We start from the raw sequence: 11,991 nt of genomic DNA, 5'->3' as shown, positions 1-11,991 counted from the left end.
GCGGTCAAGAGTCGGATGATTCGGTTAAAACCATTTCCTAACCCAAAAGCGCTGTCCCCAGTACAACAGCAAGGGAAAGATGCCCCACGATAGAAAGTGTTCAAGCGGCCCACCGGCTTCGCCGCCATACGGGACAACGAAGAATGGAATGGTGATAGCCCACAACAACGACACAGCATATTCAATGCGGTTTTTGGTGCTCAACGCGCCAAACCAAGCGCTTAGATTGTTCATGAGTTGCCCTTATTGTTTGCAAATACGCTCAAAGCTAATCTTCCTCATGGAGCGATAAGCCTCTTAACAATGCGCCGACAATCACTACCACGGCAAGCGCGACGCATGCCCACATAAACGGATCAACATAGCCAATAATGATGGTGCAGCCGATCAGGAAAAGTCCAAGCATGCTGAATTGCCAACCAATGTGGTAGCCATCCAGCATGGTGGACAATCCTAAAATCAATAAAATGACCAAGTCTGCGCTGAGGCCCTGCAGTTGCCCGGATTTATTCAATAAAGCCGCGGCACCGACCGCAATAATCGTATGAAACCAATGCATGCCCTGGGCTTTGAGAATATCGCCAAAATCCAAGTCTTTATGCGTGGTTTGCAGCCAGGACACAAAAACTGATACCAAACCAAACACGAATACCATCAACAGCCAGTAGCCGTAACCATCATCGGGTGAAAAATCAGTTATGAAAATTCCGCCAAGCGACAACAGGATGAGCACTACAAATACGCTGCCTTCGATTCCAAAGTGGCGTCTTTTTGGACTTCCATCGTCATACATTTGTTTGATTCCTAAGTGGGTTTAAGCCAATGGTTGTTTTAATGGGATGAGTGCGGAATCCTGAGTAGACAATCGCTTAAAAAAGCTCGGAATTCATCAAAAAGTGCGCGGCCACGCTGCCTAAATACCCCAGGGCAATTACCGGCGTCCATTTTAGATGAGTCATGAAGGTGTAAATGCCCTTGGCTTGGCCCATCAGCGCCACGCCCGCTGCCGAGCCGACCGATAACAAGCTGCCACCAACACCCGCCGTCAACGTTACCAGCAGCCATTGGCCTTCCGACATCTCAGGACGCATGGCCAAAATTGCAAACATTACCGGGATGTTGTCTATCAACGCCGAAATCAGGCCGACTAGCATATTCGCGGGCGTTGCGCCGAGTTCGCCATACAGAAACTCGGATAAATGGCGTAAATAGCCGAGAAAATTCATACCACCCACGCATAACACCACGCCGTAAAAAAACAGCAAAGTGTCCCATTCCATGCGCGCTAAATGATGAAAGACGTCGAAGCGCATACTATCCTCGCCGTCGGCAGTGGGGTTTTCCTCGCCGGACATCGGATCCAAGCCCAACTCCGGTTCGTCGCGGTGAGTAATATGCAGAAAATAGCCGAAAAATTGCAGATAGGTCAGGCCAGCCATCATGCCCACCGCTGCCGGCATATGCAGGCTATTCTGAAAGCCGACTGCCGTAAGAACGGTGAGCAGAAACAACGCTACGATACGCTTGGCGCCGCGACGCGTGACAACCTGGGCATGAAGAGGCGCCGGCAGGGTTTTCGGAATGGCAAAATGCATGATGGCAGCGGGAATCAGGAAGTTAAGCACCGAAGGCACAAACAACTTGAAGAACGCCCAGAAATCGATGATACCTTTTTGCCAGACCATCAAAGTGGTGATGTCGCCGAACGGGCAAAACGCACCGCCGGCATTGGCGGCTACCACCGTGTTGACGCAGGCGATGCCGACAAACTTGGGATTGTCCTTGCCAACCGCCATGACGACCGCGCACATCAGCATCGCGGTCGTCATGTTGTTGGACACCGAGGAGATGAAAAACGCCAAGACTCCGGTCACCCAAAACAGTTGGCGATAACTCAAACCTTTGTTAACCAGCCAGGCCCGCAAGCTATCAAAAACCCGTCTTTCTTCCATGGCATTGATGTAAGCAATCGAGACGATCAGGAATAGCAACAATTCACCATAATCCAACACATCGTGCCGAATCGCCGTTTCCGCGACCCGAGACATGCCTTGGTCTTTATAAACCAGGGCAATCGCCACCCAAATCAGAGCCGCAGCCAACATCATCGGTTTGGATTTGCGTAATTCCAAGACTTCTTCCAGCACTACCAGCAGATAAGCGATCACAAACAGGCCGACACATAGATAACCTACCCAATGTCCGCTCAAGTCCAGGGATTGAGATAAGCTCTCCGCCAGCACATTGGGCGACGATAACAATAGTCCGGCACCCGTTAAACAACCGAGCAAAATCTTGTTTAATTCTTTCATACAGTCTTCTATTTCAGTTACGCAGCGATTGTCTTCTGAGCCACTGGTTATTCTCGGGTATCAATATTCCGTATTGATGTCACAAAAGCAAACCCTGTTGCTATAGCTGCGGGATAGGTCGAAATGCTCATGCCTTCTTTCTAGGGGAAAGCGGTTTTTTAGGCAGCGCGTTAATCGGCAGCATAGCCGCCTCGTCATCCTTGATTTTCATCTCTTGAACAAGGACATCCAGATTCTTGGCCAGAGACTTGAGAACATTTTCCGGTAAGTCAAATAAGGCATGTTGCAGTATGCCCTGAGGCGGCGTTGGCACTTGGTTTAGTAATTCAATACCCTCCTGGGTCAAAGTCACCGTGACGACCCGCTGGTCCTCACTCACGCGTTCTCGCAGGATCAAACCTTTCTTGGCGAGTTTATCGAGCATATTGCTGGCGGTGGAATGATGAATCGACATCGCTTTAGCCAACTCAGTGACTTTCAATCCAGGCGTTTTTGACAATTCCCAAAGTGCCCACAGTTGCGCGCTGGTGACACCGCAATGCGTTTCGACCCATTGGGAATGTTGTTGGACAGCCTTAAAAATCAGGCGAAACTGTTTCAAGACCTCATAAGGCCATTGTTTGGAGTCGTCGGTTTTCCGAGTTTGCAGTGCGGTTTTGTCCATTGCGTTACGATTTATCTTCGGCAAAATTGCCATTAAAAGACATCATTATCCACCAAAGCGTTAATGTGGTCAGGTTGATTCCAAGAGTTTGTGCGTAGTTTGTGGTTACCTGCTAAAACACAATTCATGGAGAAAACAAGGATTTCTAAGGTTGTCTTTATATGTTTACACAAACATTGTTTGCATCAACATTATGCGGTTATTATAATGCCCTCGGCAAGTCTAAGAGCCGATCAACCGTTGTGAAAAGGCTTGATGTGGTTTCAAAAATTTAACCTGAGTTGATCTGTGTCACTTAGCTTGCCAACTAACTTTTTGAGTTGACGCGAAACAGAAAGACAAATGCTGTTTCGCGCTTGCTCAAGTCCCCATGGTTTCCGTAGCAATACTTACAAAGCAGCATAGAATCCGAAACTAGAATGTTTTCAAAAAATCACATGAGACGGCTTATCTACTGGATTTGCCTTGCCTCCCTATTGTCGCTGGCATCCTGTTGCGCTCGACATGATGCGGTCCCTATCGATCAATCTTCGTCGACGACTGCCTAGAGCTCGATAAATTGTGCCGATGTCCGGAATGTCACTGTGGCCGCAGGGATAAGCTGAGTAGGGATTGCCTAAAATCGTGGTATCAACTGCGAGGCCGCAAATGACTAGGAATAACGTATGAAATCGAAATATGGTCACCGGGTATCCGTTAAGAGACAGAAATCCAATCGAATCTATCTCCCCCGCGAAGCGAACGCCTGCGCCACCGTCGTGATACCGGCTTTGAACGAAGCCAAACGCATTCGGGAAGTGGTCGCTTACGCCCTGGCCGATCCGGCAACGGCCGAAGTGATTGTCGTCGACGATAGCTCCATAGACAACACAGCGATATTGGCGCAACAGGCAGGCGCCCAGGTTCTGACCAGCAGTATGCTAGGAAAAGGCGCGTCGATGCGTGACGGTGCGGCGGCAGCCGCTCATGATCTGGTCGTTTACCTGGACGGTGATCTGAGGAATTTGCGTCCCGGTATTGTCACCAGCCTTTGTTTGCCGCTGCTCAATGAAAGCGCGGACTTTGTCAAAGCCCGCTTCGGTCGTGGCGGTGGCCGGGTGACGGAACTCACCGCCAAACCGATGCTAAAGGTCTTTTTTCCCGAACTAGCTTATCTATCCCAACCGCTGGGCGGCATCATCGCTGCGCGCAAATGCCTGCTGCAAACGCTAAGCTTCGAAGATGGTTATGGCATGGATGCCGGTTTATTGCTTGACGCGCATTTGGCCGGTGCCCATCTGGCAGAAGTCGATATCGGTTCGTTAGAACATGATAGCCAGCCGCTGCAAGACTTATCGCTGATGGCCAATGAAGTCAGCCGAGTCATTTTTAACCGCGCCAAACTGGCGGGACGTCTGCACGTTGAACAGGTGATAGCCATGTATGAGAGCCAACGCCAAGTCGCGGCTAGCATTGACTATGTACTGACCTTGCGCAAGGGTCGGCGCTCCCTGGTCTTGCTGGACATGGACGGCACCATAACGCCCTCGCGCTTTGCGCTGGAACTGGCGCGCAATACCGGAAATGAAACGGCACTGATGCAATTGCTGGATACGCCCCACGACGATGCCATAACCCGTAGCGAGCGGATAGTCGAGTTGTTTCGCTTTGTTCACAAGCAGCAATTCGAACAGGTGGCTCGTACAATGGAAATTCGTCCTGGCGTCATCGAATTCGTCAAGCAGGCAAGGCGAGCCGGTTTCATGGTCGGCATAGTCAGCGACAGCTATTTTGTTGCTGCCGATATCATCAGACGCCGCATATTTGCTGATTTTGCCTTGGCTCATACCTTGACCTTCGAGGGAAGCGTCTGCAATGGGCAACTTCAAATCAATCCGGCTTTCTTGCCTGACGAAAGTGATGCAGTGACTTCCATTTGTAAAAGCAATGTTTTGCGTTGCTTCTTGACTGATAAAACACTGCCCCCTGTCGAACTGATCTGGGCGGTCGGCGATAACCTTAATGACCTGGAAATGTTGCGGCTAGCGGACAATGCCTTCGTCATCGATCCGAAGTTGCCCAAACTGCTTGAGGAGCCCGGTATCACACTGATCACTGAGTTCAATGATTTAGTGGAATTGTTAGTCTACGAGGCGTCGGAAAGTAAGGAATCCTAATGGTAGCCGAGTTTAGTTGTTTTTAATGGTGTACCTAATATCGCGATTACTCAGCTAGTCCGAACGTCACCAAACCCTTGGTGTTTTTATGAGCCACATGCTTTATGTTGATGTGCTATTTCTTGTCAGTTTGCTATGTATCTTCGGTTGCGAACAGCACAATCCGCAGCCAGTAGCTCAATCTAGTCAATCAAAACGCCTTGCTGACAGTAACAAGCAAACGCACGTACATTGCCCTAAGTCGCATCCCTATACAATCAGCTCCGATAATTCAACCCGAAGTATCCGCGGACATGATTTTGAAACGGACCCGCATAGATTGTCTTGCTCAGACATTTATTATCGCAATCAGGGGCGAGTGGCTCGACACCCTAATACTCTAAAATAGGCGACAAAATATCCTCTTGCGATGTTGTTCTGTCCCCTGGCAACACCATTCACAATAAGCTGTAGAAGACGATAGTCTCCGCAATACACATGATTAGGATAGGTGATTTTTTGCGGCAATATGTTCATGCAAACATTGTTTGCTTCAACATTGAGTCATCACTAAAATGCTAACGGCCTGATCGATTTCTGCTGCTCCTCAATGCATTTAAAAAGACCAGGATTATCTAAAACCCGAGCCGCAACCTAATTGACGGCCATTGGAAATTACTTACTGTGTCGTGAGCCCGATAAACGTAAATTCCCCCACCTGAACCGGAGAAGGTTGTTGAAATGTGACTTATCAGAACACCAGCCGGCGTCAGCGGCGGAGCTTAACCGGCAGCGGAACCGTTTGATACCCCAAGCAATCGTTCTCGGCTTACTGACCGGCGGAACTTCGGTAGCATTTCATTTTGCGATGAATAGCGCCGAAGCATTTCGACATAAATTTTTCGACTTTTCCCATCAGAACAGCCACCTTGGCATCGGCATGGTTCTGGGGTTAGCGCTAGTCACCGTGAGTATCTCAGCCGGAATGGTCAGGCAATTTGCACCCGAGTCAAGCGGTAGTGGCATTCCCCATATTAAGGGGGTATTGATTGGGCACCGGCACTTCCGTTGGGTACGGGTGCTGCTTACCAAGTTCTTCAGTATGGTCATTGGCAGCGTTGGCGGCCTAGTGGTTGGCCGGGCCGGTCCCTGTGTGCACATGGGCAGCTCTATAGGGCAAGGGTTAGCCGATATTTGGCCTAAAGATGGTAAGCACTATCATACGATTTTGATCGCTGCCGGCGGCGGTGCCGGCCTCACGGCGGCATTCAATGCTCCGCTTTCCGGCTTGACCTTTGTACTGGAAGAACTTGAAAGGCGCTGCTCGTCGCTTGAATTCATTACCGCCGCCATTGCCTGTCTGACCGCTGATATGGTTTGCCGCGTAGCACTTGGGCAACAATCAGTCTTCCATTTCGCCCATGTCGCTGCTGCGCCGCTTAGTCAGCTCATTGCCTTCGTAGCTTTGGGCTTGTTATCAGCCCTGTTGGCTGGCTTGTTTACCCATACTTTATTGTGGGGACAGCGCTTGATCACCCTGGGACCTTGGTCAAGATCGATCTGGTGGCTAATCTTGGCTGGTGGGTTGACTGCCACAGCTTGGTATGCACCGCAGTTATTGGGCGGTGGGCATGATTTCGTGAATGATATTCTCGTCGGTCAAGAACTCACATTGCAGACCATCGGACTGTTATTTATCAGCCGATTCGTGTTGACTATTGGCAGTTCCTGCTCAGGCGCGGCCGGGGGAATTTTTATGCCGATCCTGGTGCTGGGTGCGCTGTTGGGGTGGGGTGTCGGTGTGTCCACCCAACTGGCTTTCCCCGCATTAGATGTAGACCCCAGATTATTTGCCGTAGTCGGTATGGCGGCGTATTTTAGTGGCGTGGTGCAAGCGCCCTTGACCGGCATTGTGTTAATCATCGAGATGACCGGTGATTACGCGTTGATTTTGCCGCTATTCACCGCCTGTTTTACCGCATTGCTAATCGCGAATTGGTTGGGGTGCCCGCCCGTTTATGAAGCGTTGTTGGAAAACGATTTGCGAAAAGAACGGATTCAGTGAATGGTTCATTGAAAACGCTTGATACTCCCGACATTGCCAACCCGCCCCATCAGGAGACAGTTATGGAATCTTACCGAATAGCGCTATTTGTCATTGCTTTGGTGGCGGCTTTCGCGCCTTTGCTCGCCAGATTACCCACTCGCCTGCGTATGCCGGTGGTGGTGGTGGAAATGCTTTTGGGAATGCTGATTGGCCCGCATATTTTCAATTGGGTATCCCCTGACGGTTTAGTGGGCATGTTGGGCGAGCTAGGCCTGACGTTTTTGCTGTTCATGGTGGGCATGGAAATTAATCTCGGCGAAATTCACGGCAAACCCTTAGCGCTGGCGATTGGTGGCTGGTTTCTGTCGTTTACGGTAGCCATGGTGTGCATGTTTTTTGTGCATGCCATCGGCCTGATACAGGCTCCACCCTTATTGGCTGCCATCGCCTTGTCGACCACTGCGCTGGGAATATTGGCGCCAATCCTGCGCGACGAGGGCATTTTGAATTCGGACTTTGGCAAGCTGCTTCTCTCGGCTGCGGCGATGGGAGAATTCGGCCCGCTCATGGTTGTCTCCTTACTGATCATCCCGACCCATAGTACCTTTTTGCATACTGTGTTCATTGTGGCCTTCGTGGGGATTACCTTTGTGATTGCGGATACGGCTATCAATGCGCGATCCTCCGCTTTAATCAATCTCCTGGCTCAAACCATGCAAAGCAGTGGCCAACTGCCGGTGAGAATCTGCATTGCGCTCCAAGCGTTATTAGTGGTTTTGGCCGGCGAGTTCGGGCTGAATGTGGTGATCGGAGCCTTCGCGGCCGGCATGGTGGTCAGCCTTGCCAGCCAAGGCGACCATGGCGTGATTCTGCGTCAGAAATTGGATGCCATCGGTTATGGCTTTTTAATCCCCATCTTCTTCATCGTCTCCGGGATGAAATTTGATGTCAGTGCGCTTTGGGCGAATCCGTTGGTTCCCGTGCAGATTATCTGTTTATTGGGCCTGCTGATCCTGATTCGTGGCGCTCCGATACTGCTTTACCATCAAGTTTTATCAAAAAAAGACAGGCTGCCTTTTGCCCTTTATTCCGCCACTGGCCTGCCCATGATTGTCATCATCACTGAAATTGGGGGCTCTTCCGGCTTGATGTCTCCGGATCGCGCTGCGGTTCTGGTCAGTGCTGCGATGATTTCCGTTATGCTGTTTCCTCTCCTCGCGGAAAGGATAAGAGTGCACTCGTAGGGTGGTATGCAAACACCATCGATATCCCGGCCCGTTTCAAGCTCATTCCGTTACCGCTATATTTAAATTAACGCCGGAAATAATCTCGTGCTCAGCCTGATTTTCTGATTTAGCGGTAACGGTTTGCGTGGGCCGTTTCAGGTTTCGGCCTAAGGTGGCTTTTTGCATGGCTTCGATCACTGTGGGATTGGGCGAGAAATAGTCCGGCGTGTTCCATCGACTCCATTTGGACTTGATCGTGTTGAAATCATCCGTAGCAATATCGGCAACATTGCTATTCTGCTCTGCGGTGTTGTACATGCCCCAATTATTGCGGCCCAATACCTTATACGACCAGGTAGTCCAATGGCTGCCGGATTCCGTAAATTGCTGAAGGCCGTAATTCCAGGATTCGGCATTGCCGAACAACGTGAACTCTCCTATAAAATGCGGTACGTTATATTCCGCACCCCATTTTTTCGCGTCCTGAATCCACCCGTCCACGGCATTCTTCATGACCATGAAGTCTTCATTGTTTTGCCATTGGTAATAGTGCAGAGAATAGACGACGTTCTCCCAGTTTTTTTCTTGAGGATTCGGCAGGGTGTTCCACCACCAGATGGCTTCCATAATGATGATATGGTCGGGATCAATCGCCCGGATAGCGTGATACAGGCGATCATATAGAGTGACCACCTCAGACCCCATCCCGCCGGGAAAGGTTTCCGAGGGTTCATTTAGCAGGTCATAACCGGCTACACCCGCATTATCTTTAAAGCGCATGGCAAGGGTTTCCCAAAATTCCACCAGTTGATTCTGATAGAGCGGAGTGGAATAAAGCAGCGTGCCGTTTTGCCGGCCTGAGTGATGGGCTCCGTTTTGTGAACCCGGCGCACCATGCAGATCAAGGATGGTGTACAGCCCATATTCCCGAGCTTTGTTGACCGTCCACTCAATCCTGGATAAATCAATGGCGCCGGTATCGTCCAGTCGCCAGTTGCCTCCGTCATCCATATGGTTTAGCGCATAGATGGGCAATCGGATACAGTTGAGACCGGCGGCGGCGATGTTCTTAAAATCGGTTTCGGTGATCCATGAATCCCAGTAAGCGTGGTAGAGCTCCCAGACGGCATCCTTACCAAAACGCTTGTTAAGAATATTTCGCGCGTCCCATTCATTTGACGCGCCGGCTAATGGCGACATCCAGGGTTCATGCCCCCGCCAGCCGCCCAGGTTGGTGCCGTAAAGATGAACCTCTTTACCCCTACCATCATTGTCTTTGATGGTTACGCCATCCACTTTTAGAAAGTCCGCAGCGGAACGACCTACAGGCGACCACAGCAGCAGCGTGCAGAGTAAGACAGAAATTTTCGGTAAGAGTGGGAGAAAAACAAGGTTCAGTTTCATAATCATCACTATAGCTTGGTGGGCTCCGTCCCTTGGGTTTTAACATCGAACAAGCGTCCGTTTATTCTCGAGCTAACGGTCAAAGCGTGGGCAACATAATCCGCATCATTCGCGATGTAACTCCAGATTTTACAGGCTATTCAGTCAATATACGCGATCATGTTCAGTCAATGCCGGGTGATCTAATGATTATACTTCCGTCAACCAATAGAACTGATAACCCTGCAACACGATTCGCCTATCATATTGCGCCGGCTTGCCGCCGCTGTACACATCGACGAATTGCCCAAAAGGATCGATGCCCCGACTCCTGAGCAGATATAAATCGAGATATTGCGGGTTGGCGTCGAAATTGGCGACGACCAAAACGCGTTCCGATGGCCGGTCGTGATTGAAACGAATAAAGCACAGCAAATGCGGGTTATCGACCTCGACTAGTTCCCGGTTGTTGAAGTCGGCGAACGCCGAGGTTTCCTTGCGGATTGCTATCATTTTTTTCATGGCATTAAACAAGCTATATTCAGTGGTGCCCAGTTTTTTTCGCAATTCCGCTCGGTCCCAGTTGATTTTTGGGCGATGTATCCAACGGTTGTCGTCGCTTTTGCCAGGGTCGTCGCGGTAGCCATAATCGTTAATGACGCCGAGCGCATCGCCGTTGTAAAGTAAGGGAATACCGCCAAAAGACAATATCAGGCTATGCAATAACAGAATTTTTTTGATCGCGGTATCGAGCAAGCCCTGGTCATTCATTTCCTGACCCGCCTCCAGTCCCGCCAGGGACGCCAGCGAGCCACTGATACGGGCATCTCCGGTGGTTTCGTTACGCATGAACACCATCCCTCTGGCTGGCGACGCTTCGAACTGGCCGCTGAAATAATTGACTAGAAACTGCCGGTGCGCATAGGGATCGTATCCTGCGGCCCGGATGTCGTTGTCGTCAAAGCCAAAGCCTATATCATCGTGGCAGCGCACATAATTCAGCCAAGTGGCTCGTTCCAGTTTCGCCGGCAGGTTTTTGACGCCTTGATAAAGCAATTTGGTATTTTGCGTGGCGATGGCATCCCACAGCAAGGCCATCAAGGTAGCGTTGTAGGCGATCTCGCATTCCTTGGCGATGATCGCATCCTCGCCGAAATATTTGATGACTTCGAGCGGCGTGACGATGGCTTCGGCGATGAACAGCACACCCGGCGCGGTAACCTGGCAGCAATCCTTCATCAACTGCAGGATCAGATGGGCATTGCGCTCGTTCTGGCAGGAAGAACCGATTTTCTTCCACAGGAAGGCGACGGCATCCAGACGCAGGATGTCCACCCCCTGATTCGCCCAGAACAGGATGATATCCAGCATTTCGATGAAGACTTCGGGATTGCTGTAATTCAAATCCCATTGGTAATCGTGAAATACTGTCATCACCCATTTCTGCATCTGGGCATTCCAGGTGAAGTTGCCGGGGGCCGACTCCGGGAAAATTTGCGGCATGGTCTGCTCGAACATGTCGGGAATTTCCCGATTGTCGAAAACAAAGTAGTAATCCTGATAACGCTTATCGCCCTCGACCGCCTTGGCAGCCCAGTCGTGTTCGTCGGAGGTATGATTCATGACGATGTCCAACACCAGCAGGATATCGCGTTTCCTGAATTCCTCAGCCACCCGCCGCAGATCATTCAAATCGCCCAACCTGTCGTCGATTTGCCGAAAATCGCTGACTGCATAGCCGCCGTCACTCTTACCGGTCGGACACATCAGAATCGGCATGATATGCACCAAATTGATGCCAAGTTCCTGAAAGTACGAGATCTTGGTGGCCAGATCAGCCAGATTGTCCGCGAAACCATTGGTATACAGGGCCATGCCCACCCATTTCTGCGACAGAAACCAGTTGTGATCCTGTTCGCGTTCGATGTCGACCCGTTCCAACTCGGCGGATCGATCAATATAGCCCTTGGCCATGGTTTCCACCAGTCGCAGCATTTGTGCCTTGAAATCCTCGCGGTGACCATATAAGTTGAAAAACAGCGAATAAATCGCATAAAAATTAGCACCCAGCCGGGTGTAGAAGTGCCGAAGATCCTGGCGCCGAATCTCCGGCTTCAGATCATCCAGAATGGCGTTCAAGAGCGAGTGGGAAACTTGTTCGTACATGACCGTAACCTGTTCGAGTTAATGTGGCAACATGGCGTAACGAATGCGAAACTGGGAT

At 50.5% G+C, this 11,991-nt stretch carries 9 protein-coding genes; 3 read left to right on the top strand and 6 right to left on the bottom strand.

The features are described 5' to 3' along the window. Nucleotides 1–24: 24 nt before the first annotated feature. From ACR02O_RS20420 to ACR02O_RS20405, 4 genes are all read right to left on the bottom strand, one after another. Nucleotides 25–234, bottom strand: coding sequence for a hypothetical protein (locus tag ACR02O_RS20420; protein WP_494522320.1), 210 nt, complete (start codon nt 232–234; stop codon nt 25–27). Nucleotides 235–268: 34 nt separating this feature from the next. Then, nucleotides 269–793 (bottom strand): hypothetical protein, encoded by a 525-nt coding sequence (locus ACR02O_RS20415; protein ID WP_415880065.1) that lies wholly within the window; start codon nt 791–793, stop codon nt 269–271. Nucleotides 794–869: 76 nt separating this feature from the next. Beyond that, nucleotides 870–2,312 carry a sodium:proton antiporter NhaD gene (gene nhaD, locus ACR02O_RS20410; RefSeq protein WP_494522319.1) on the bottom strand — a complete coding sequence of 481 codons (1,443 nt, stop codon included), beginning with the start codon at nt 2,310–2,312 and terminating at the stop codon, nt 870–872. 127 nt (nt 2,313–2,439) lie between these two features. Beyond that, entirely contained in the window at nt 2,440–2,976 is a 537-nt protein-coding gene (locus ACR02O_RS20405; RefSeq protein ID WP_319961251.1) for a MarR family winged helix-turn-helix transcriptional regulator, read from the bottom strand. A gap of 665 nt (nt 2,977–3,641) precedes the next feature. Between ACR02O_RS20405 and ACR02O_RS20400 the strand changes: the two genes are divergently transcribed. From ACR02O_RS20400 to ACR02O_RS20390, 3 genes are all read left to right on the top strand, one after another. Continuing rightward, nucleotides 3,642–5,132, top strand: coding sequence for an HAD-IB family phosphatase (locus ACR02O_RS20400; protein ID WP_494522318.1), 1,491 nt, complete (start codon nt 3,642–3,644; stop codon nt 5,130–5,132). Between the two features lie 637 nt (nt 5,133–5,769). Then, on the top strand, nt 5,770–7,176 hold the full coding sequence (clcA, locus tag ACR02O_RS20395; protein ID WP_494522317.1) for a H(+)/Cl(-) exchange transporter ClcA: 1,407 nt from the start codon (nt 5,770–5,772) through the stop codon (nt 7,174–7,176). Continuing rightward, nucleotides 7,173–8,402, top strand: a complete 1,230-nt coding sequence (locus ACR02O_RS20390; RefSeq protein WP_494522316.1) for a cation:proton antiporter — start codon at nt 7,173–7,175, stop codon at nt 8,400–8,402. The genes clcA and ACR02O_RS20390 overlap by 4 nt, the downstream gene beginning before the upstream one ends. Nucleotides 8,403–8,444: 42 nt before the next feature. Here ACR02O_RS20390 and ACR02O_RS20385 read toward each other — a convergent pair whose 3' ends face one another. Both ACR02O_RS20385 and ACR02O_RS20380 read right to left on the bottom strand, forming a co-directional pair. Beyond that, nucleotides 8,445–9,794 (bottom strand): glycoside hydrolase family 5 protein, encoded by a 1,350-nt coding sequence (locus ACR02O_RS20385; RefSeq protein ID WP_494522315.1) that lies wholly within the window; start codon nt 9,792–9,794, stop codon nt 8,445–8,447. 183 nt (nt 9,795–9,977) lie between these two features. Next, nucleotides 9,978–11,933: an alpha-amylase family glycosyl hydrolase gene (locus tag ACR02O_RS20380; protein WP_494522314.1), complete on the bottom strand. Its 1,956-nt coding sequence runs from the start codon at nt 11,931–11,933 to the stop codon at nt 9,978–9,980. Nucleotides 11,934–11,991 lie beyond the last annotated feature (58 nt).

Source organism: Methylomonas sp. PHL2-19 (genome assembly GCF_059331595.1).
This window is presented reverse-complemented; position numbering and strand designations above follow the sequence as displayed.

Coding starts and splice junctions, on each gene's coding strand:
- ACR02O_RS20405 (WP_319961251.1), bottom strand. CDS start 2,976: ATGGACAAAACCGCACTGCAAACTCGGAAAACCGACGACTCCAAACAA.
- nhaD (WP_494522319.1), bottom strand. CDS start 2,312: ATGAAAGAATTAAACAAGATTTTGCTCGGTTGTTTAACGGGTGCCGGA.
- ACR02O_RS20420 (WP_494522320.1), bottom strand. CDS start 234: ATGAACAATCTAAGCGCTTGGTTTGGCGCGTTGAGCACCAAAAACCGC.
- ACR02O_RS20415 (WP_415880065.1), bottom strand. CDS start 793: ATGTATGACGATGGAAGTCCAAAAAGACGCCACTTTGGAATCGAAGGC.
- ACR02O_RS20380 (WP_494522314.1), bottom strand. CDS start 11,933: ATGTACGAACAAGTTTCCCACTCGCTCTTGAACGCCATTCTGGATGAT.
- ACR02O_RS20400 (WP_494522318.1), top strand. CDS start 3,642: ATGAAATCGAAATATGGTCACCGGGTATCCGTTAAGAGACAGAAATCC.
- ACR02O_RS20385 (WP_494522315.1), bottom strand. CDS start 9,794: ATGATTATGAAACTGAACCTTGTTTTTCTCCCACTCTTACCGAAAATT.